The organism is Streptococcus danieliae, assembly GCF_009767945.1.
GTDB lineage: Bacteria > Bacillota > Bacilli > Lactobacillales > Streptococcaceae > Streptococcus > Streptococcus danieliae.
Genome location: NZ_WSRS01000024.1, coordinates 1 through 21084, shown reverse-complemented (window position 1 = coordinate 21084; position 21084 = coordinate 1). Strand labels below are relative to the sequence as shown.

19 protein-coding genes are annotated in these 21084 nt (G+C 46.0%); 18 read left to right on the top strand and 1 reads right to left on the bottom strand.

What is annotated here, in order from left to right; genetic code table 11:
- Window positions 1-111: 111 nt before the first annotated feature.
- The gene (locus E5983_RS03950; RefSeq protein WP_160332613.1) at window positions 112-468 is read right to left on the bottom strand and encodes a hypothetical protein; all 357 of its coding nucleotides are present in this window, start codon (window positions 466-468) and stop codon (window positions 112-114) included.
- 272 nt (window positions 469-740) lie between these two features.
- On the opposite strand from E5983_RS03950, the gene E5983_RS03945 reads away from it, so the two are divergent.
- The 18 genes from E5983_RS03945 (at window position 741) to E5983_RS09710 (ending at window position 20872) form a co-directional block, all read left to right on the top strand.
- A complete protein-coding gene (locus E5983_RS03945) occupies window positions 741-2198 on the top strand; it encodes a PTS ascorbate transporter subunit IIC (protein WP_160332612.1) in 1458 nt (485 codons plus the stop codon).
- A gap of 38 nt (window positions 2199-2236) precedes the next feature.
- A complete protein-coding gene (locus E5983_RS03940) occupies window positions 2237-2515 on the top strand; it encodes a PTS sugar transporter subunit IIB (protein WP_160332611.1) in 279 nt (92 codons plus the stop codon).
- Window positions 2516-2581: 66 nt separating this feature from the next.
- Window positions 2582-3067, top strand: coding sequence for a PTS sugar transporter subunit IIA (locus E5983_RS03935; protein WP_160332610.1), 486 nt, complete (start codon window positions 2582-2584; stop codon window positions 3065-3067).
- A gap of 109 nt (window positions 3068-3176) precedes the next feature.
- Window positions 3177-3839: a 3-keto-L-gulonate-6-phosphate decarboxylase UlaD gene (locus E5983_RS03930; RefSeq protein ID WP_160332609.1), complete on the top strand. Its 663-nt coding sequence runs from the start codon at window positions 3177-3179 to the stop codon at window positions 3837-3839.
- Window positions 3840-3842: 3 nt separating this feature from the next.
- Complete coding sequence (locus tag E5983_RS03925; protein ID WP_160332608.1) at window positions 3843-4703, top strand: L-ribulose-5-phosphate 3-epimerase; 861 nt, start codon at window positions 3843-3845, stop codon at window positions 4701-4703.
- Window positions 4703-5413: an L-ribulose-5-phosphate 4-epimerase gene (locus E5983_RS03920; protein WP_160332607.1), complete on the top strand. Its 711-nt coding sequence runs from the start codon at window positions 4703-4705 to the stop codon at window positions 5411-5413. Before E5983_RS03925 ends, E5983_RS03920 begins: the two co-directional genes overlap by 1 nt.
- 203 nt (window positions 5414-5616) lie before the next feature.
- Window positions 5617-7275, top strand: coding sequence for a BglG family transcription antiterminator (locus E5983_RS03915; protein ID WP_160332606.1), 1659 nt, complete (start codon window positions 5617-5619; stop codon window positions 7273-7275).
- Window positions 7276-7465: 190 nt separating this feature from the next.
- Window positions 7466-8446, top strand: coding sequence for a LacI family DNA-binding transcriptional regulator (locus tag E5983_RS03910; protein WP_160332605.1), 981 nt, complete (start codon window positions 7466-7468; stop codon window positions 8444-8446).
- A gap of 193 nt (window positions 8447-8639) precedes the next feature.
- Window positions 8640-9659 carry a hypothetical protein gene (locus E5983_RS03905; RefSeq protein WP_160332604.1) on the top strand — a complete coding sequence of 340 codons (1020 nt, stop codon included), beginning with the start codon at window positions 8640-8642 and terminating at the stop codon, window positions 9657-9659.
- Window positions 9660-9670: 11 nt separating this feature from the next.
- Window positions 9671-10627 (top strand): 2-hydroxyacid dehydrogenase family protein, encoded by a 957-nt coding sequence (locus tag E5983_RS03900; RefSeq protein ID WP_160332603.1) that lies wholly within the window; start codon window positions 9671-9673, stop codon window positions 10625-10627.
- An 11-nt stretch (window positions 10628-10638) separates the two neighbouring features.
- Window positions 10639-12090, top strand: coding sequence for a PTS galactitol transporter subunit IIC (locus E5983_RS03895; RefSeq protein ID WP_160332602.1), 1452 nt, complete (start codon window positions 10639-10641; stop codon window positions 12088-12090).
- Between the two features lie 63 nt (window positions 12091-12153).
- Complete coding sequence (locus E5983_RS03890; protein ID WP_160332601.1) at window positions 12154-13143, top strand: amidohydrolase family protein; 990 nt, start codon at window positions 12154-12156, stop codon at window positions 13141-13143.
- Between the two features lie 272 nt (window positions 13144-13415).
- Complete coding sequence (locus E5983_RS03885; RefSeq protein WP_160332600.1) at window positions 13416-14933, top strand: FGGY-family carbohydrate kinase; 1518 nt, start codon at window positions 13416-13418, stop codon at window positions 14931-14933.
- Entirely contained in the window at window positions 14930-15688 is a 759-nt protein-coding gene (locus tag E5983_RS03880; protein ID WP_160332599.1) for a sugar phosphate isomerase/epimerase family protein, read from the top strand. The genes E5983_RS03885 and E5983_RS03880 overlap by 4 nt, the downstream gene beginning before the upstream one ends.
- A gap of 107 nt (window positions 15689-15795) precedes the next feature.
- The gene (gene ulaG, locus E5983_RS03875; RefSeq protein ID WP_160332598.1) at window positions 15796-16887 is read left to right on the top strand and encodes an L-ascorbate 6-phosphate lactonase; all 1092 of its coding nucleotides are present in this window, start codon (window positions 15796-15798) and stop codon (window positions 16885-16887) included.
- 99 nt (window positions 16888-16986) lie between these two features.
- Complete coding sequence (gene tkt / locus E5983_RS03870) at window positions 16987-18960, top strand: transketolase (RefSeq protein ID WP_160332597.1); 1974 nt, start codon at window positions 16987-16989, stop codon at window positions 18958-18960.
- A gap of 120 nt (window positions 18961-19080) precedes the next feature.
- Window positions 19081-19428 carry a preprotein translocase subunit YajC gene (yajC, locus tag E5983_RS03865; protein ID WP_160332596.1) on the top strand — a complete coding sequence of 116 codons (348 nt, stop codon included), beginning with the start codon at window positions 19081-19083 and terminating at the stop codon, window positions 19426-19428.
- A gap of 133 nt (window positions 19429-19561) precedes the next feature.
- Window positions 19562-20872, top strand: a complete 1311-nt coding sequence (locus tag E5983_RS09710) for a CHAP domain-containing protein (protein WP_237397571.1) — start codon at window positions 19562-19564, stop codon at window positions 20870-20872.
- Window positions 20873-21084 lie beyond the last annotated feature (212 nt).

Below are 21084 nucleotides of genomic sequence, written 5' to 3'. Positions count from 1 at the left end.
TTGAATTCCGAGTAATTTTTGAGTAACATAGTCCATATGAAGCAATTCCTATTCTGATGTTTTTTTTTCACTTATCAGTTTACTAGGAATTGCTTTTTTTTGCACTCTGAATTACAAAAAAAGTTGCATGGAGAGCAAGCTTTCCACACAACTTATTATAGAACCGTCGTAGTCTGCTTCATAGTCATATTCAGACTCGTAGAAAATCTCCTCCAAGGATCGTGCATAGCTGGCTTGGGTGACTGCAAAAATACCGATGGATAGAGCGGCTAAAGCAGAGGCGATGATTCCTAGTGCTTTTTTGCCCTTGCGGTGAATCCAAAAGGCAGTGAGGCCGAGGATTAGAGCTAGGACTCCAAAAAGAAAGGCGATATAGTTGAGCAAGGGGATCCAGGATCCCAATAAAGCAATGACAGCCAGGGTGAGGGCTACGATCCCCAGAGCCTGTGTTTCGGAATTCTTTTCCATAAAATCTCCAGTAATTGTTTGTTTTTGTAATTGATTCAAGTATAGCAAATCCTTCTGAGTTTCTCTTGTAAGATGCATCCAATCGCCAAAAATCGAAATTGTGCTTTTGGTGGGATTGCTGTTTTCAAGGAATGGAAAAGGAAACAAAGACGTTATCGTGGCTATTTCAACCCAAGAGTGAACACTTGTCTGTGTAACTCTTGGTCTTTTTTGATTGAAAATGTAAGCGTATACTTTAATTACGGCAGAACAATTAGGAAAGGAGTCGTAAGATGAATATCATCATTAATATTCTCAATTGGTTCTCGCAGAACATTCTGCAAAATCCGGCTTTCTTCGTAGGTCTCCTCGTTTTAGTAGGATATGCCCTCTTGAAGAAACCAGGCCATGAGGTTTTTGCAGGCTTTGTTAAAGCCACGGTCGGCTACATGATTTTGAACGTCGGTGCTGGTGGCTTGGTTACAACCTTCCGTCCCATCTTGGCAGCTTTGAACTATAAGTTCCAAATTGGTGCGGCGGTTATCGATCCCTACTTTGGTTTGACCGCAGCCAACACAAAAATTGCGGAAGATTTTCCGGACTTTGTCGGAGCAGCTACAACAGCTCTTTTGATTGGGTTTGGTGTGAACATCCTCTTGGTAGCTCTTCGGAAGCTTACCAAGGTGCGGACACTTTTCATTACAGGGCACATCATGGTGCAACAAGCGGCGACCATTTCCTTGATTGTTCTACTGTTGGTTCCGCAATTGCGCAATAGCTGGGGAATTCTAGCGATTGGTGTTATCTGTGGTCTTTATTGGGCAGTCAGCTCCAATATGACGGTTGAAGCTACTCAACGTTTGACAGGTGGTGGCGGATTCGCGATTGGTCACCAACAACAATTCGCGATTTGGTTTGTGGACAAGGTGGCTCCTTTCTTTGGGAAGAAAGAAGAAAACTTGGACAACTTGAAATTGCCTAAATTCCTCTCTATTTTCCACGATACGGTGGTAGCATCTGCGACCTTGATGTTGGTGTTCTTTGGAGCCATTCTCATGGTCTTGGGTCCAGAAATCATGTCGAATGCAGAAGTAATCACCTCTGGAACCTTGTATGTGGCTGAGAAGCAGTCTTACTTCATGTACATCATCCAGACTGCCTTCACCTTCTCCGTTTACCTCTTTATCTTGATGCAAGGGGTGCGGATGTTCGTATCTGAGTTGACCAACGCCTTCCAAGGAATCTCAAGCAAACTCTTGCCAGGTTCTTTCCCAGCGGTCGACGTTGCGGCTTCTTATGGATTTGGTTCTCCAAACGCGGTTCTTTCAGGATTTGCCTTTGGTTTACTAGGTCAATTGGTAACAATTGTTCTCTTGATTGTGTTTAAAAACCCAGTCTTGATTATCACAGGGTTTGTACCTGTATTCTTTGACAACGCAGCCATCGCTGTTTACGCAGACAAGCGGGGTGGTTGGAAAGCGGCCCTTTCCCTTTCCTTCATCTCTGGTATTCTTCAGGTTGCCCTCGGTGCGGTTGCGGTTTCCCTTCTTGGTTTAGCGTCTTATGGTGGTTACCATGGAAATATCGACTTTGATATCCCTTGGCTTCCATTCGCTTACCTCTTCAAATATCTTGGTATTATCGGTTTTGCCTTGGTCTGCCTCTTCTTCTTGATCATTCCTCAATTGCAATTTGCGAAAGCGAAAGATAAAGAAGCTTATTATGCGGGTCAAATTCCCTCAGAAGAGTAAGACCCACTCAGTTTGTATAAAGAAAAAGGAGAATCATTATGGTTAAAGTATTAACAGCTTGCGGAAACGGTATGGGATCCAGCATGGTTATCAAGATGAAGGTTGAAAATGCCCTTCGTGGTCTTGGTCAATCAGACTTCACTGTCAACTCTTGTAGTGTTGGTGAGGCAAAAGGATTGGCATCTGGTTACGATATCGTAATCGCTTCTATCCACTTGGTAAACGAGTTGGAAGGACGCACAAACGGTCACATCATCGGGTTGGATAACCTTATGGATGACGCAGAAATTAAAGAAAAATTGTCACAAGTTCTTTAATCGCAGGTACACAAAGGGAGCCCGGAGAATTCTCCTGCTCCCTCTTTTATAGTAGGAGGTCCCAGTATGAACCTAAAACAAGCTTTGACAGAAAACAATTCCATTCGCCTTGGTTTGAGTGCCGATACTTGGCAAGAAGCCGTTCGCCTATCTATTGATCCACTGATTGAGAGTGGAGCAGTTGAGGAAGAGTATTATCATGCCATCCTCGAATCTACAGAAGAATACGGTCCTTACTATATCTTGATGCCAGGAATGGCGATGCCTCACGCGCGTCCAGAAGCGGGTGTAAAACGTGATTCCTTCTCCCTTGTTACCCTAACAGAACCAGTTGCCTTCTCAGATGGTAAAGAGGTTCAAGTTCTCTTGGCCTTGGCTGCAACTAGTTCTGAAATCCACACCAGTGTGGCGATTCCGCAAATCATTGCCCTCTTTGAATTGGAAAATTCAATTGAACGCTTGAGCAATTGCCAAAGCCCAGAAGAAGTCTTGGCAATGATTGATGAATCTAAAAACAGTCCTTACTTGGAAGGTTTGGATTTGGAAAGCTAATCGGACCTCTATTTTTTCACACGTTGCTGCCTCTTGCAGCCTCGTTTGAATGCAAAATAGTGTTGAGTATCAGAATAAGGGAAACGGTAAACCGTTAAAGGAGAAAGAAATGACACAAATTCCAAATTTACAAGTTGCATTGGATCATTCAGACTTGCAAGGAGCTATCAAAGCTGCTGTTTCTGTTGGACAGGAAGTTGACATTATCGAAGCTGGAACAGTCTGTTTGCTGCAGGTAGGAAGTGAATTGGTAGAAGTGCTTCGCAGTCTATTCCCAGATAAAGTCATCGTGGCAGATACCAAGTGTGCGGATGCTGGGGGAACAGTTGCAGCTAATAATGCAAAACGTGGTGCCGACTGGATGACCTGTATCTGTAGTGCCACCATTCCAACTATGGAAGCAGCCTTGAAAGCGATTAAAGAGGTCCGTGGAGACAAGGGAGAAATCCAAATCGAGCTTTACGGGGACTGGACTTATGAACAAGCGCAACTCTGGCTTGATGCAGGTATTTCCCAAGCTATCTACCACCAATCTCGTGATGCCCTATTAGCTGGGGAAACTTGGGGTGAAAAAGACTTGACCAAGGTTAAAAAATTGGTAGACATGGGCTTCCGGGTTTCTGTAACGGGTGGTTTGGATGTGGATACCCTCAAACTGTTTGAAGGTATTGATGTCTATACCTTTATTGCTGGCCGTGGAATCACTGAAGCTGAAAATCCAGCTCAAGCGGCACGTGAATTTAAGGATGAAATCCGTCGAATTTGGGGGTAGATTATGGCACGTCCAATCGGTATTTATGAAAAAGCAACACCTAAGCACTTCACTTGGAAAGAACGCTTGGAGTTTGCCAAGGAACTTGGCTTTAACTTTGTAGAAATGTCGGTCGATGAATCCGATGAGCGCTTGGCTCGGCTAGACTGGACCAAGGAAGAACGTTTGGAAGTGGTTAAGGCCATCTATGAAACAGGTGTCCGGATTCCAACCATTTGTTTTTCAGGCCATCGTCGCTATCCAATGGGGTCTGCAGATCCAGTTCTTGAAGCCAAGTCTATGGAGACCATGCAGGCCTGTATCGAACTCGCTCAAGATCTCGGAGTTCGGGTTATTCAGCTCGCCGGCTATGATGTTTATTACGAAGACAAATCACCAGAAACACGGAAACGCTTTTTGAAAAATCTGCGCCAGGCCTGCACCTGGGCTGAGCAAGCACAGGTAATGCTAGCGATTGAGATCATGGATGATCCGTTTATCAACAGTATTGAAAAATACTTGGCTGTTGAAAAAGAAATCAACTCTCCTTATCTGTTCGTGTATCCAGACACAGGAAACCTAGCTGCCTGGCACAATGATTTCCACTCAGAATTTCTATTGGGGCATAACTCGATTGCAGCCTTGCATTTGAAGGATACTTATCCTGTTACGGAGACCAGCAAGGGTCAATTCCGTGATGTGCCATTTGGCCAAGGCTGTGTCGACTGGGAAGCGACCTTCCAGGTCCTAAAAGAGACCAATTATCAAGGTCCCTTCCTCATTGAAATGTGGTCTGAGAATTGTGAAACTGTAGAGGAAACCAAGGCTGCTATTCAAGCTGCCCAAGCCTTCCTTTACCCCTTGATTGAGAAAGCAGGTCTCTAATGTTATTAAAAGAATTACGCCAACGGGTTTATGAGGCTAATATTGCCCTCCCTCAGCATGGCTTAGTGAAGTTCACTTGGGGCAATGTGTCGGCCATTGACCGTGAAGCAGGCTTGATTGTTATCAAACCAAGTGGAGTTGACTATGACTTGTTATCCCCTGAAAATATGGTGGTGACAGACTTGGATGGGAATGTTGTCGAAGGCGATTTGAACCCTTCTTCAGACCTAGCGACCCACGTTGAACTCTACAAGGCCTTTCCAAATGTTGGTGGTGTTGTTCATACCCATTCAACAGAAGCTGTTGGCTGGGCTCAGGCTGGCCGTGATATTCCTTTTTATGGAACAACCCATGCCGATTACTTCTATGGGCCAATCCCAGCAGCGCGTTCGCTGACAGAGGATGAAATTGATCGAGCCTATGAGATGGAAACAGGAACGGTCATTATTGAAACCTTCCGCGAGCGTGACTTGGATCCGATGGCAGTACCAGGAATTGTGGTGCGAAATCACGGGCCGTTCACTTGGGGCAAGTCGCCTGAGGAAGCGGTTTACCACAGTGTAGTCTTAGAAGAAGTTGCTAAGATGGCTCGCTTTACCGAAGCTATTAATCCTCAGGTTGAGGAAGCGCCGCAATTTTTGATGGATAAGCATTATCTTCGAAAACATGGTCCGAATGCCTACTATGGTCAAAAGGGCCAAAGCCATTGAGAATATTTGTGACACTATCCGAAAACGGGATTGGGACAGGCTGTCCTGGCCCCGTTTTTTATTTTTTGAAATCCCTTTCTAATAGTGGTATAATATATAATATATTATCAAAAAAATTCTAGGAATATGACGGTTCTTTTAGAGTGATCGGAAGGTATCTGGGGTTCTAATTCGTGAACCCTAGAGTATTTAAGGAGGCAGGCATGGCCATTGACAAAAGTAGTAGTGCTCTTTTGCAGCATTTGTTGTATTTGACAACACCTGAGACAGTTTCAAATATGGCAAAGAATTTGGGTCAATCACGGCGGAAAATTTATTACCATCTTGATAAGATTAACGAGGCCTTGCCGGAGTCCATTCCTCCTCTGACACCCCTCTCGCGGATTGGTTTATTGCTAACGCCGGAGCAAAAGGAGGCCTGCCGCCTGCTCTTGGAACAGATGGATTCCTATTCCTATATGCTCAATAGCCAGGAACGGATTCAACTCTTGACTCTCTATATTGTAATTGCGACTGAGCGCGTGACTATTGAGAAGATGCAGCAGTTGACGGAGGTCTCGCGCAATACGGTCCTAAGCGATCTCAGCGAGATGCGTCGCCTCTTGCGGTTGGACCAGTTCCAGTTGACCCTGACAACGACCAAGACCCAGGGGTATGTCTTACGTGCCCAACCCTTTGTTAAGTTGCAATATGTCTACCATTTGCTCTATAGTATCTTCTCGGATGGTGCCGCTCCTTTTCTTTCGATTGTTAAAGAAAAATTAAACTTAGTGGACCTATTGGCTGACTTTGAACAAATCGCTCGGCAGGAATGGATTCACTTGGAAACGATTGTGGGCAAGCAGATTAACCGCCAGGAACTAACCTTGTTGACACAGATTTTTCCCTATCTGTTGCAAGCCTACCGCAATATGAATCTGGATGCGGAGCAAAAAGCAGTCCTCCAGGTTGACTTTGCCCAGGTTCATGAACGGGTAGAATACAAGGCGGCGCAATACTTTGCAGACTGCCTCCAGGCAAGCAAGGAGATTCACCTAGACTCTATTGAAGTGGAAATTCTGACCATTCTCTTGCTCTCCTACCGTAAGGATCGTGATCTGCATGCGACCAGTGAGGATTTTGTTGACCTTCGGACTACCTTGGAACACTATATTTGGTATTTCCAGAACCAATCCAAATACATTGTCGACAAGCCAGAGGAGCTCCTCAACCAGCTGACCATGCATTTCAAGGCCCTGCTCTTTCGTAAGCGCTATGGGATTTTTAGCAAAAATCCCTTGCTGGAGCAAATTAAAAGCAAGTATCCAGATCTCTTTGCCTATTGTCGCGTGACAGCCAAACTTTTGGAAGAGGCTTGGGAGGTCCAACTCACCGATGATGACATTGCCGATCTTAGCATCCAGATGGGGGGTTCCCTGAAAACACCGGTGGATAAAGGCCAGGAAATTCTCCATATTTACCTAGTTTCCGACGAAGGGATTGCCATTCAAAAAATGCTGCTGAAGCAGATTCAGTACCATCTTCCCAATGAAATGATTCACGCAGTGTTTACCACGGAGCAGTACCGCAGTGTTGAAGATCTCTTGGAGGTTGATTTGGTTATCACCACCAGCGAAGATTTTGAAGTCACAGCTCCGACTCTGCAAGTCTCCCCAATTCTGGAATCTCGGGATATCCACCGTATTCAACAGTTTATCTACGAACCAGGCCCCCTCTCCTCGGGCTTGGAACTCCGCCAACAGTTGGAAAAACTCCTGTCCCCCTATGTCAGCTCTCCAGACGACATGAAGGCCCTCCGCTACCAAATCGAAAAACTTTACGGCCAGCGTATGAACCTCAGCCAGCGGATGGAAGGGGAATAAAGGATATTGGAGAAGGGAGCGGGACAGAACGAATATCACTTCCAATCCAACCTCCTCGTGTGAAGAAAATCGAACGAGTCTAAGCTGAAAAATTAGTTCCTAGCCCACTCCCTTTTTCCTTCCCTTCCGCCTCGCTTTGGTAAAAAAGTGTTATGATAGTTACAAATAGTAGTTAAGGGAGAAGTATGAGATGGCTAAGGTAACCATTACAGACATCGCTAAAATGGTAGGAGTGTCCAAAGCGACGGTCTCCTATTATCTAAATGGCAACACCAGTAAAATGTCCCTAGCGACCCAGGAAAAAATTCGTCAAATTATTGAAGAAACAGGTTACCAGCCGAATAAGATTGCCCAAAGTTTGGCAACAAAGGATACTAAGACGATTGGTGTTGTTATTGCGGATATCACCAATCCGTTTATTTCGTCTGTGATGAAGGGGATTCATGACCAGTGTCAGGAGGAAGGCTATAGTGTCTTGTTCACTAATTCAGATGATACTCCTGAGATTGAAGCGGAGAATATTCACCGCCTTCTGCAACAAAATGTATCGGGGATTTTACTGGATCCGATTGACGCTAACTTACCCAATTTGAAACAGTTGGATCCCAAAAAAACAGTGATGATTGACCGGGAATCCAAAGATATGTTTTTGGACACGGTTGTCTCCAACAATAGTGATTCAACCCGGGAATTTTTGGCTCAGATGAAGGCCCGAGGTTACCGTGATCTTTATTTTGTGACTTATCCAATTGAAGGGATTTCTACCCGCGAACAGCGCTACCAGGGTTTTTGTGAGGAAGTTGGGGCTGATTCGGACCGCCTGCTGGTCTTGGGAGAGCAAGGGACAAGTGAGAAAATTTTAGACCTGCTGGCCGCTGCCAAGCGGGGTTTGGGTTTTTTCACCATGAATGGTCCAGTTTTGCTGGAATTTATGAAACTTATCAATGGGACTCCCTACCAATATCCGAGCGACTTTGGACTTGGCTCTTATGAAGACTTGGATTGGATGCAGGTATTGAATCCAAGTATTTCCTGTGTCCGCCAAGACTCCTATCGGATTGGGCGGGTTTCGGCTAATCATTTATTAGGCAAGTTGCAAGGAGAGGAAGAGCAAGGAGCTACCCAGCGTTTGGTGGTACCTAGTGAGCTGGTTTTGAGAAAATCCTTTTAAAGATAAGGAGCTATTTAAAAAAATACGGAGGAATAGAATGTAAACGCTTGCTATCTAATCAGAGATAGGGTATGATAAAGATATACTATTAGTGAATCGGTTAACTCGCTACTTGCATCCGATTATCGTCAAAAAATTTTGGCGATAATTATTTTGCCAGGTAAGTTAACCGTTTCACTAGAAAGGAGATCGGATGCATTTTACTAAAATTCTCGAGGATCGGCTGGAGTCCTGTTATGCTGTAGCCCGAATCCATCAGGAGGATCAGGATTATCTCTTGGTTGCCTCGGAAGTGGAAGGGGCTTGTTTGGCCTACGACCTCAATGGTGATTTGAAACAATCGGTCGTTTGGTCGGACATCGGCGGAACCATGTCGATTATCCAGGTTCCGGGGACGTTGGACTTTTTGGCAACCCAGCGTTTTTATCCAGGCTTTAATGCCCAGGATTGTCGGATTGTGTATGGACGCTTTCTTGGTGCGGGCCAATGGGCGGTGGAAGAGCTCCAGGCCTTTCCTTATCTGCACCGCTTTGATTTGATTCAGGAGCCATCGGGGGAGATTCTGTTTGTGGGTTGTACCATTGCCAACTCCAAAGCTTTTGTCGAGGACTGGTCGGATGATGGGAAAATCTTTGTGGGGCGTTTTGATCCGGAAGCGGCTTCCTTGGAGGAGCTAGAAGCTCTATCGCTGCGTCTCAAAAAAAATCATGGTTATTTTAGACCCGCGGGACAGGCCTATTCGTTAATTACAGGAGTCGAGGGTATTTTTCGTCTAGATTTTCCCTCTCACAGTGAGACTGGCAACTGGCAACTGACGCCTCTATTTGGGGAAGAAACCAGTGACATTGTCCAGTTTGACTTGGATGGGGATGGCAGGCTGGAAAATATCCTGATTCAGGATTTTCACGGCGATCGTTTTCGGATCCTTAGCGAAGATTTTGCAGAGGAGCTCTACCGTTACCCTGAGGCCACTCCCTTTGGTCATGCGCTTTGGGCGGGTCGGTTGCTTGATCAAGATCTTTTGTTCTTTGGCTACCGTGCTGGCCGCAAGGATCTCTTGGCCTTTATCTTTGAAAATGGAGCTTATCGGGAAAAGCTGATTGAAGGTGGGGTTGCCTCGAGCAACTGCCTAGCTTTTGAAAAAAATGGCCGGGCCTATGTATTTTCTGCCAATAATGGCAGTCATGAAGTTGGATTGTATCAAATCGTTTAAGGAGGATTCAGATGGCAAAGAAAAAAGTATTGGTAACAGGAATTGTACCCAAAGAAGGCTTGACCAAGTTAATGGCGGAATTTGATGTTACCTATTCGGAGGGAGAGCCCTTTACACGTGACTATGTGTTGGAACATTTGGGTGAGTATGATGCCTGGCTTTTGATGGGTCAAAAAGGCGATCGGGAAATGCTGGATGCTGGTAAAAATCTGGAGCTGATTTCCCTTAATGCGGTTGGTTTCGACCATGTGGACATTGAATATGCTAAGAGCAAGGGGATCACGGTGTCCAATTCACCGCAGGCAGTCCGTGTTCCAACTGCGGAAATGACCTTTAGTCTCTTGTTAGCAGCGACCAAGCGCTTGGCCTTTTACGATCAAGTGGTTCGCCGGGGTGACTGGATTGATCCGAGTGAACAACGCTACCAAGGTTTGACCCTGGAAGGAGCGACTCTGGGGATCTATGGTATGGGTCGTATCGGCTCAACAGTGGCAGGTTTTGCCAAGGCCTTTGGAATGAAGATTCTCTATCATGATCCTTATCGACTTCCAGAAGAGCGCGAAGCAGAGCTCGGTTTGACCTATGTGTCCTTTGACCAACTGGTGGAAAGCTCAGATGTCATCACCATCCACGCGCCTTATCTCCCATCGACAAAACATAAATTTAACTGGGAAGTGTTCAAGAAAATGAAGAATCGCAGTTATCTGATCAATGCTGCGCGTGGGCCGATTGTCTCCGAAGCGGACCTAATCGAGGCCCTACAAACCGGTGAGATTGCGGGAGCAGGCTTGGATGTCTTTGAATTTGAACCAGCCGTGGCCGAAGAGTTACGGGCCCTGGATAATGTGATTATGACGCCACATGCAGGAACAGGTACTATTGAAGGACGCCGGACCCTAGCCGAAGAAGCGGCCGACAATATTATTTCTTATTTTGCTGGGAAGCCAGTAAATGTGGTTAATCAGTAAGGAGGTGCCAGATGTTAGCAGCCTTACAAAATTTCTTCAATGTCTTTGGAGCGACGATTGTAGTTCCAGTGATGATCTTTATGGTCAGCCTGTTTTTGAAAGTCAGTCCTAAGAGAGCCTTTTTTAGCGCTCTCCGGGCTGGTGTTGGTTTGACAGGATTTGGCTGGATCATTTCCTCCTTTACTCCTTTGGTAACTAAGTACATCCAACAGATGGTTGAGACTGCCGGTTTAAATCTGCCGATTGTTGATATTGGCTGGCAAACGGGATCCCTAACAGCCTTCTCTTCTTCGATTGGTCTATCCTTCTTTGTCTTTGGTCTTTTGATTGAGCTGGTACTCTTTTTGGTCGGAATCACTAGAGTATTTGTCCCGTCCAATCTATGGAATAACTTTGGTTATATGATTTGGGGAACCATGGCCTATGCGGCAACCGGTAATTTCGCCCTGTCTTTTGCCTTTATGGTCTTTGTGTTGCTTTATTCTCTCATCATGTCCGAGGTCATTGCAGATCGTTGGTCGGACTATTATGGAGTCAAAAATGCAACCATTAACTCGATTCACAATATTGAGACTCTGATCCCGGCTCTTATCCTTGATCCACTGTGGAATTTGCTCGGTGTTAATAAGGTCAAACTCAATCCTGAGTCTTTGAAAACCAAACTAGGGATCTTTGGTGAACCCATGACTCTCGGCTTTATTTTGGGCTTGGTGATTGGGATTTTAGGAAGTTTGAAAGACTTGGCCAGTCTAGATGCCTGGGGTGGTATCCTTGGGTTTGCTATGTCGTTAGCTGCTGTTATGACAGTCTTTCCACTTATCACCGGTGTCTTTGCCAGTGCCTTTGGTCCTTTGGCGGAAGCTGTTGAGAAAAATAAAAAGCAGGAGACCGAGACAGCAGAAACTTTGGCAGACAAAAAACGCTGGTTCATTGCAGTCGATGACGGGGTAGGTTTTGGTGAACCAGCTACGATCATTGCCGGCTTGATTCTGGTTCCGATTATGGTGTTCTTAGCCTTGCTCTTGCCTGGCAACCGGGCGCTTCCAGTTGTAGACTTGATCGCGATTCCCTTCATGATCGAAGCTATGATCGCTGTTTCCAAAGGAAATATCCTGAAAGCGATCCTCAATGGGATTATTTGGTTCTCACTGGGACTCTATGCAGCTAGTGCCTTGGGACCGATTTATACCGAAGCGGTTCAACAGTACGGTTCTGTTTTACCTCAAGGTGTGGTTCTGATCATGAGCTTTAACCTCTTGGCGCATCCTCTAACAGCTCTAGTGTTTTTTGCCTGGATTTCTGGCAATCCGCTTTTGATTGGGGCTACAGTCCTTGTTTACCTCTTCTTCCTTTTCCTTTTACGTACAAAACGGGAAAGCATCTACAGTTATCTACGGAAGATGGCGGATAAAAATAGTGGCTTTGAGGGAAGCACAGAGAAAATTTTTATTGCAGAAGACTAATCTTTCTCATGGACAAGAAGTTGTACTTAAAAATGTAAGCGTTTTAAACGAAAGGAATGACTTATGAAAAAAATTGATGGGCACGCGCATATTGTTGACATGATTGCAGGTTTTAATGGCAAGGGGCGTCTCAATGCCCTCGGGAATGGCTATGCTATTTGGGACGATGGCGACCTCATTAAACTGATTGAGGACGGTTACGGGGATAAAGATTTTTCGGCAGAGTCCCTCTTGCGCTACATGGATGCTAATGATGTTGAAAAGGCTGTGATTCTACAGGGGCATTTGAATGGCTATCAAAATTACTACACCTATCTGGCCATGAAGCGCTATCCAGATCGCTTTACTGGTGCATTTTCAGTAGATCCTTATGCAGAAAATGCCATGGCCATTGTACGGCGTCATGTTGAGGAATTAGGGTTCCGAGCTATTAAGTTCGAAATCAGTCAGGGTGGTGGTATCCATGGCTATCGTGGCCAAAAAACACCTTTCCGTTTGGACACAGATCCCCATGTCAGTCTCATTTTATCCTATCTCCTAGACTATCCGGGCTTTGTGGTGACTGTCGACTATGGCAATTTTGATCAAATTAGCCACCAGCCCGATGCCATTGCCAACCTGGCTCGTCTCTATCCAAGCTTGGATTTTGTGGTCTGCCATCTATCCTTCCCACATGCGGACACTCCACATCGCTTGCGGGCAGAGTTGTCCATGTGGCAAGAGTATCCGAATATTTATACCGACCTTTCCGCTATTCAGGATATTGATAGTCCAGACAGTTTCCCATTTCCTAAATCGGAAGCCAATGTCCGTATCGCCAAAGAGGTTTTGGGTGCCAAGCGTTTAATCTGGGGAACTGACTCTCCTTGGTCTGCTACCTTTAATAGCTACGAAGACTTAGCGACCTGGTTAGAAAAACTGGATGTATTTAGCCCAGAAGAGTTGGCAGATGTCCTTTACAACAATGCGGAGCGTGTCTACTTCAAAGAATCTGCTGTCACAGCCAACCGTCAAGCGCAAGACCCTGTCACTGAGCATCTAAATCTTCAGTAAGTTTAGAAGTGAGAGGCTGGGATAAAAGTCTAGCCTCATTGACTTTGGTTAATAAAATGCCTTTGACGCAGTAGCTGATTGGGTCTAACAGCATTGTATGCTGTTAGAGAGTACCAAATCTTGTTTGCGAAGCAAACTCCAATCGTTCGCTTTTCAAGCTCGGAAGAGGACCTAATCAGCCTTGCGGGGGTGGGACTACGAACTAAATTTTTTCAAATTTAGTTCTGTCCCACTCCCCTTCCTATTTGCGGCTCGGTTAGAAAGGGGCTGGGATGAATTATTATTTGTGTATTGATTATGGCGGGACTGCGACCAAAGCGATTGTTTTTGATGAGCAGGGGCAGGAGGTTTCCAGTTCTTCCTTTGCGACCAAGCGGCAGGAAGTGGAGTCGGGCTTTTACGAAGTAGATTTGGGTGAAAGCTGGCAAGCCATTGCCCGAGCCATTGGGGAAAGTCTACGCTTAGCGGATTTGCCCGCGTCAGCGATTCAAGCTGTTGCCTGTATTGGACATGGCAAGGGACTTTATCTGTTAGACCAGGAGCAGCGGGAATTTTATCCAGGGATTCTATCTGCGGATAGTCGGGCTAGTGATTTGGCGCAAGCCTTTGAAAAACGGGTGGGTGAGATTTGGGAGTTAACCCGCCAACATGTGGTTGCTCCTCAAGCTCCAGTTCTCTTACGCTGGCTAAAGGATCATCGGCCTGATGTTTATCAGCAGGTGGGAGCGGTTTTGGCAGCTAAGGACTATGTGCGTTTTAAGCTGACGGGCTTGGTCCATCAAGAAAGGGGCGATGCTTCTGGCAATCATTGGATCAATTTCCAAACGGGAGCTTATGATCCAGCTATTTCCACCTTTTTTGGGATTGAAGAAATGGCTGTGGTTCTACCACCCTTGGTTGACTACCAGCAGATTGTAGGGGGGGTCAGTCAAGAGGCGGCGCTGCAAACTGGTTTGCTGGAGGGGACTCCGGTGCTAGGTGGTCTGTTTGATATTGATGCTTGTGCGCTTGGGTCAGGTGTTCTAGATTCGGAGACCTTCAGCCTTGTTGCGGGGACTTGGAATATCAATACTTATCCAAGTGGCAAGTCAGCTGACTTGGATAGTGGTTTGATGAACTCGCTGTTTCCAACTGGCGAGTACCTGGTTGAGGCCAGTAGTCCGACCTCTGCAGGGAACCTGGATGCCGTTTTGAAACTCCTGATGCGGGAGGAAATGATCCTATTGAAGGAACGGGGGGAATCCATTTATGAGACCCTGGAAGTTTTTCTAGCAGAAACAGATGCGACATTTTCCAAGATTCTGTTCTGTCCCTTCCTGTATGGTAGTAATGTTGGCCAGCCGGCTGAAGCTTGTTTCTGGGGACTGACAACCCAGTCGACCAAGTCAGAAATGATTCGGGCCGTTTATGAGGGGATTGTCTTTGCCCATAAGCAACATTTAGAGCAGCTAATCCATTCCTTGGGCCGGGCTCCCCAGGTCTTACGTCTGTCTGGCGGTGCGACTAATTCCGATACCTGGATGCAGATGTTTGCGGATATTTTAGAAATCCCTGTTGAGATCCCCCAAGCCAAGGAACTGGGTGGTCTGGGGGGAGCCATCGCCTGCCATCAGGCTGTGACAGGCGTGTCCTTACAGGAAGCTGTCCAACAGATGGTGACGATTGACAAGCGGTTTAATCCTCGTCCAAATTCCTATTATTTGAAAAAATACCAGGTTTATCGACGGCTGTTAGCAGCTATGGAATCTGTTTGGCAGGATCTCCTAGCTTTAAGAAGGGCGGAACTATGAACAGGCAGGCTATTATTCTCAATACGATTGTTTTTCAGGAACAATTGGAACAAGGACTGGGGCAGGCAGATCTCCTAGAGTTTGTTCAGGCGCTGGGTCTGAAGCGCCTGGAGATTCGAAGTGAGTTTCTCAGAGACGGTCAAGAGGAGTTGCGTGATATTCGTCGCCGGGCAGATGAACTGGGGCTTGCGCTCTTTTACAGTGCCAATGTTGATTTTTTACAAGGAGATAGAGTCAATCCAGATCTTGCCAAGTATTGCCAGGAGGCAGAACAACTAGGGGCTCCTTTTTTGAAGGTCAATATTGGAGACGCTGGGGCGATTTCGCGGGAGGTCTTGGAAAAATGGTGGACTTCTTTTTCCCCTAAAATGGATATTCGCCTTGAAAACAATCAAGATCCTCTAGCAGCAAGGCTGACCAATTGCCAGCGAGTCATGAAGTTGATTCACGAGGCAGATTTGCCCCTCTCCTTTATCTTTGATACAGCCAATTGGGTCTTCGTTGGCGACTCGCCGGTGGAGGCTGCAGAGTTACTCGCTTCTGTGACCACCTACCTGCATTGTAAAAATGTCAAACAGGAGGGAGAAACCTTGCAGGCATCGTCTTTCTTTGACGGGGAACTGGATTTAGTTTCTTTGATTAAGGCTTTCCCAAACCTGGAATATCTAGCCTTGGAGTATCCGGCTTCTCTCCAACAAGTTGAGACAGATTTGGTGCAGCTGGAAGAGTTAGAACTTTCTAGCCTATCTTTGTGAAAAAAATTCAGTCCAAGAGTGAACACATGTCTGTGTTCCTTTTGGGCTTTTTTGTAACCGCTTTTAAGGCTATACTAGACTTACAAAAGAAAATGGAGGATAAGTCAATGGCAAATGTGAAAGACATTACACGTGAGTCTTGGATTCTTTCAACCTTCCCAGAGTGGGGAACTTGGTTAAACGAGGAAATTGAAGAAGAAGTAGTTGCAGAAGGCAACTTTGCAATGTGGTGGCTAGGTAACTGTGGTGTTTGGATTAAAACACCTGGTGGTGCCAATGTGGTGATGGACCTATGGTCTTCTCGTGGAAAATCCACTAAGAAGGTAAAAGACATGGTTTGGGGTCACCAAATGGCCAATATGGCAGGGGTGCGTAAACTACAACCAAACTTGCGTGTCCAACCAATGGTGATTGATCCATTTGCAATCAATGAATTGGACTACTACATGGTATCTCATGTGCACAGTGACCACATGGATATCAATACCGCAGCTGCTATCATCAATAATCCAAAATTGGACCATGTGAAATTTGTTGGTCCAGTTGAGAGTGGTGATATTTGGGAAAAATGGGGTGTTCCTGCTGACCGGATTATCCGGATTGCACCAGGGGACAGCTTTGAGTTCAAAGATATCAAGGTTCATGCCGTTGAATCCTTCGACCGTACTTGTTTGGTGACTTTGCCAATCGAGGGTTACGAAGAAAATGGCGGTAGCTTGGCAGGTCTGCCGGTGACGGATGAATTGATGGCCCGCAAAGCGGTGAACTATGTCTTTGAAACACCTGGTGGAACCATTTACCACGGTGCGGACTCTCATTTCTCTAATTATTTTGCCAAACATGGACGTGACTTCAAGATTGATGTCGCTATCAACAACTATGGTGATAACCCAATCGGAATCCAAGATAAGATGACTTCGATCGATCTTCTTCGGATGGCAGAAAATCTTGGAGCTGAAGTTATTATTCCAGTCCACTATGATATTTGGTCAAACTTTATGGCATCAACCGATGAAATTCTTCAGCTTTGGAAGATGCGTAAAGAACGTTTGGATTACAAATTCCATCCATTTATCTGGGAAGTTGGTGGCAAATACACTTATCCATTGGATAAGGACAAGATTGAATACCACCACCCACGTGGATTTGATGATTACTTCTTAGAAGAGTCTAATATTCAATTCAAGGCCCTTCTATAGATAGTTGAGAGTTATCCGTATCCATTGCTAGATGCGGATAATTTTCATATAATGGATTTAGGAAAAATTGCTTTAGGATCTCGATTAGAGGAGGACACCATGTCAACATTATCCGTTAATGCTATTCGTTTTTTAGGAATTGATGCCATCGAAAAGTCTAAGTCTGGTCACCCAGGAGTGGTGATGGGCGCAGCTCCAATGGCTTATGAACTATTTACAAAAGAAATGCGTTTGAATCCAGCCCAACCAAACTGGATCAACCGCGATCGTTTTATCCTCTCAGCGGGACATGGCTCCATGCTCCTGTATGCCCTTCTTCACCTTTCAGGTTTTGAGGATGTGAGCTTGGAAGAAATCAAAAACTTCCGTCAATGGGGTTCCAAAACTCCAGGTCACCCAGAATATGGTCATACGGCTGGTGTTGATGCAACAACTGGACCATTGGGCCAAGGGATTTCCATGGCTACTGGTTTTGCCCAAGCAGAGCGTTTCTTGGCTGCCAAGTATAACCGCGATGGTTTCCCAATCTTTGACCACTACACTTATGTCATTGCAGGTGATGGCGATTTGATGGAAGGTGTTTCTGCAGAAGCAGCCTCTTACGCTGGCTTGCAAAAACTCGAAAAATTGATCGTTCTCTACGATTCCAATGATATTAACTTGGACGGCGAAACCAAAGACTCCTTCACAGAAGATGTCAAAGCTCGTTACCAAGCCTATGGCTGGCATACAGATTTGGTTGAAGATGGAACAGATGTGGCAGCTATTCAAGCAGCCGTTGCGCGTGCAAAAGAGTCTGGTAAGCCATCCTTGATTGAAGTGAAAACTGTTATCGGTCATGGTTCACCAAACAAACAAGGAACCAATGCGGTTCACGGAGCTCCTCTAGGTGCGGAAGAAACAGCAGCAACCCGTGAAGCTCTTGGTTGGAATTACGAAGCCTTTGAAGTTCCAGCAGAAGTTTATGCGGACTTCAAAGAAAATGTTGTGGATCGTGGCCAGGCAGCTTATGCCGAGTGGGAAGCCTTGGTTGAAGCTTACAAGGCAGCATATCCTGAATTGGCGGATGAAGTTGCGGCTATCATTGAAGGTCGTGACCCAGTCCGTGTCAAACCAGAAGATTTCCCAGTTCACGAAGCTGGCTTCTCACAAGCGACTCGGAACTCTAGCCAGGACGCTTTGAATGCAGCAGCAACAGTCCTTCCAACCTTCCTTGGTGGATCTGCAGACTTGGCTCACTCCAACATGACCTACATTAAAGAAGACGGCTTGCAAGATGATGCTCATCGCCTCAACCGAAACATCCAGTTTGGTGTGCGTGAGTTTGCCATGGGAACAATCTTGAATGGAATGAGCCTTCACGGTGGACTTCGTGTCTACGGCGGAACCTTCTTCGTCTTCTCAGACTACCTCAAGGCAGCGATGCGTCTAGCAGCCCTTCAAGGTCTGCCTGTGACCTACGTCTTCACCCACGATTCAATTGCCGTTGGAGAAGATGGACCAACCCACGAACCAATCGAACACTTGGCTGGTCTACGGGCAATGCCAAATCTCAATGTCTTCCGTCCAGCGGATGCGCGTGAGACTCAAGCAGCTTGGTACCAAGCGTTGACCAGCGAGTCTACTCCAACTGCCCTCGTCTTGACTCGTCAAAACTTGGAAGTCCAAGAAGGAACAGACTTCGATAAGGTTGCGCGTGGAGCTTATGTGGTCCATGAAACAGCACCAGACTTTGACCGCCTAGTCATTGCTACAGGTTCTGAAGTGGAATTGGCTGTAAAAGCTGCTAAAGAATTGGAAGCAGACGGCCTCAAAGTGCGCGTGGTCAGCATGCCATCTAGCGATGTCTTTGACCAACAGGATGCAGCTTACAAAGAAGAAGTTCTTCCAAATGCCATCCGCAAACGCCTAGCGGTTGAGATGGGAGCTAGCCAGTCTTGGTACAAATATGTTGGATTGGACGGAGATGTCCTAGCCATTGATACCTTTGGTGCATCTGCCCCAGCAGGAAAAGTTCTTGACGAATATGGCTTTAACCTTGAAAATGTAAAAGCAAAAATCTCAGCCCTCTAAGAGGATTGAGCAAAGCCGGCTCTTGCGAGACCGGCTTTTTTGCGACTCAGGACGAGGTCACTTCTTGTAAGCCCAGGCAGGATTTGATATAGTAGAATGAATAGAAAAAAGGAGAATCGGATGAATTTACAATTTTTATGGATGATGGTGGTGTTTGGTGGTTTGCTGTTCTTTATGCAACGCCAACAACGCAAACAACAAGCGAAACGTCAGGAACAAATGGCTGGTCTGGCTAAGGGGACTGAGATTGTAACCATTGGTGGGCTATATGGTGTCATCGATGAGATTGACCGCGAGGCTAACAAGATGGTGCTAGACGTTGATGGTGTTTACTTGACCTTTGAGCTAACGGCTCTCAAGGCTGTTGTCACTGCTCCAGCTGCAGCAGAGGTTGCGACCCAAGAAGCTCTTGTGGAAACTGTAGCAGAAGGAGTCCAGGAAGAGCCAGTTGAAACAAGTGACAAGTAGTGGCACGGTTTATTAATCTTTTGTAATCTTTTCGTAACGCACAGAAGATTGAAAATTTGCTATACTTTTTTTAGCTAGATTGGTTCGCTACTTGTTTTGTTAATCAGCGGACACTTAAAGGAGAAATCAAACTATGGCATTTACAACAAAGAAAAAATTAGTTACCGGAGTTGCAGTTCTTGGATCTGTAGCAGGTGCATCGGCTTTGGAAGCACAAGCAGTTACAGCTGAAACTCAGGAAGTATCTGTACAAAATCAAGTACGTGATATCATCGCAGAAGCAGTTGCTAATACAGCTGTTCCAACAATGGATGATTTGACATCTTATTTTGGTGTAACAGGTAGCCGTGGCAATGTCTTGGATACCTTTGAAGAATTTGCAGAGGAAGCAGTTACTGAAACTGAGAAAAACCCTTCTGAGAAAAACGCAGCCTTTTCTCAACTATTGATCGATGCCCTTGAAGATTCAGACTTCCGTACTGGTTTGCAAAACCGTCAGGATGCTGTTTGGCCACGTGAAGGTGCGGTCTATGCACAAGCTCTTGTAGCTGAAGCAGCAGAAGTTGCTCCCCTATCTTTCGAAGCTGTTGCAACTCCAGTAGCACCAGCTGTTGAAGCAGTACCAGTAGCTGAGGTTACAGCACCAGCCGTTGAAGTTGCAGCTCCAGCAGTTGTAGAAGCAACCCCTACGGCGGCACCTGTAGTTGAAGAGGCGGCTCCAGTGGTTGCCAACCTTGTTGCAGCTGAAACAGCAGCTCCAGCACCAGCTGTTGAAGCGCCAGTAGCAGAGGAAGCAGCACCAGTAGCTGAGCCAGTTGTTGAAGTTCCTCAAGCAGCAGAAGTTTCAGCACCTGTTGTAGAAGAGGCGCCAGCAGCAGAGGAAGCAGCCTCAGTTGTTGAAGCTCCTCAAGCAGAAGAGTCAGCACCAGTAGCTGAACAAGCGGCAGCAGAACGCCAAGCAGCAGAACAAGCAGCAGCAGAGCAAGCCGAAGCAGAGCGTCAAGCAGCAGAACAAGCAGCGGCAGCTCAGGCCGAAGCAGAACGTCAAGCAGCAGAACAAGCAGCGGCTGAGCAAGCACAAACAGGTGCGATCACCCCAACTTACAACTACAATACCTCAGGAAGCTACCCAGTTGGACAATGTACATGGGGCGTTAAAGTAATGGCTCCTTGGGTTGGCGATTACTGGGGTAACGGTGCTGACTGGGCAGCGTCTGCAGCAGCAGCAGGTTTCCGTACAGGTACAACACCACAAGTTGGAGCAGTTGCATCTTGGAACGATGGTGGCTATGGACACGTAGCTTACGTTACAGCTGTCGAATCAAACAACGCAATCCAAGTATATGAGTCAAACTACAACGGAATCCAACAAATCGGAAACTACCGTGGAACCTTTGACCCAACAACTGCACAAGGTACAGTTACTTACATCTATCCAAACTAAACTGATTAATGAGGAAACGGCAGCCAAAGGCTGCCGTTTTTTAATCTATTGTCTGATTTGGGCTCTTTGTCAAGTTGTGTGGAATCCCTGAAAACTGACAGTTTTAGGCTTTTATTATTTAGCTTTTTAATAAGGGTGTTGAGATGGTTTTAACGTCAATCCGAATCCGGCTTCTTTCGAATTTCTATGAGATGCTTTCCCTGTGGTGGGGG

Coding starts and splice junctions, on each gene's coding strand:
- E5983_RS03950 (WP_160332613.1), bottom strand. CDS start 468: ATGGAAAAGAATTCCGAAACACAGGCTCTGGGGATCGTAGCCCTCACC.
- E5983_RS03945 (WP_160332612.1), top strand. CDS start 741: ATGAATATCATCATTAATATTCTCAATTGGTTCTCGCAGAACATTCTG.
- E5983_RS03940 (WP_160332611.1), top strand. CDS start 2,237: ATGGTTAAAGTATTAACAGCTTGCGGAAACGGTATGGGATCCAGCATG.
- E5983_RS03935 (WP_160332610.1), top strand. CDS start 2,582: ATGAACCTAAAACAAGCTTTGACAGAAAACAATTCCATTCGCCTTGGT.
- E5983_RS03930 (WP_160332609.1), top strand. CDS start 3,177: ATGACACAAATTCCAAATTTACAAGTTGCATTGGATCATTCAGACTTG.
- E5983_RS03925 (WP_160332608.1), top strand. CDS start 3,843: ATGGCACGTCCAATCGGTATTTATGAAAAAGCAACACCTAAGCACTTC.
- E5983_RS03920 (WP_160332607.1), top strand. CDS start 4,703: ATGTTATTAAAAGAATTACGCCAACGGGTTTATGAGGCTAATATTGCC.
- E5983_RS03915 (WP_160332606.1), top strand. CDS start 5,617: ATGGCCATTGACAAAAGTAGTAGTGCTCTTTTGCAGCATTTGTTGTAT.
- E5983_RS03910 (WP_160332605.1), top strand. CDS start 7,466: ATGGCTAAGGTAACCATTACAGACATCGCTAAAATGGTAGGAGTGTCC.
- E5983_RS03905 (WP_160332604.1), top strand. CDS start 8,640: ATGCATTTTACTAAAATTCTCGAGGATCGGCTGGAGTCCTGTTATGCT.
- E5983_RS03900 (WP_160332603.1), top strand. CDS start 9,671: ATGGCAAAGAAAAAAGTATTGGTAACAGGAATTGTACCCAAAGAAGGC.
- E5983_RS03895 (WP_160332602.1), top strand. CDS start 10,639: ATGTTAGCAGCCTTACAAAATTTCTTCAATGTCTTTGGAGCGACGATT.
- E5983_RS03890 (WP_160332601.1), top strand. CDS start 12,154: ATGAAAAAAATTGATGGGCACGCGCATATTGTTGACATGATTGCAGGT.
- E5983_RS03885 (WP_160332600.1), top strand. CDS start 13,416: ATGAATTATTATTTGTGTATTGATTATGGCGGGACTGCGACCAAAGCG.
- E5983_RS03880 (WP_160332599.1), top strand. CDS start 14,930: ATGAACAGGCAGGCTATTATTCTCAATACGATTGTTTTTCAGGAACAA.
- ulaG (WP_160332598.1), top strand. CDS start 15,796: ATGGCAAATGTGAAAGACATTACACGTGAGTCTTGGATTCTTTCAACC.
- tkt (WP_160332597.1), top strand. CDS start 16,987: ATGTCAACATTATCCGTTAATGCTATTCGTTTTTTAGGAATTGATGCC.
- yajC (WP_160332596.1), top strand. CDS start 19,081: ATGAATTTACAATTTTTATGGATGATGGTGGTGTTTGGTGGTTTGCTG.
- E5983_RS09710 (WP_237397571.1), top strand. CDS start 19,562: ATGGCATTTACAACAAAGAAAAAATTAGTTACCGGAGTTGCAGTTCTT.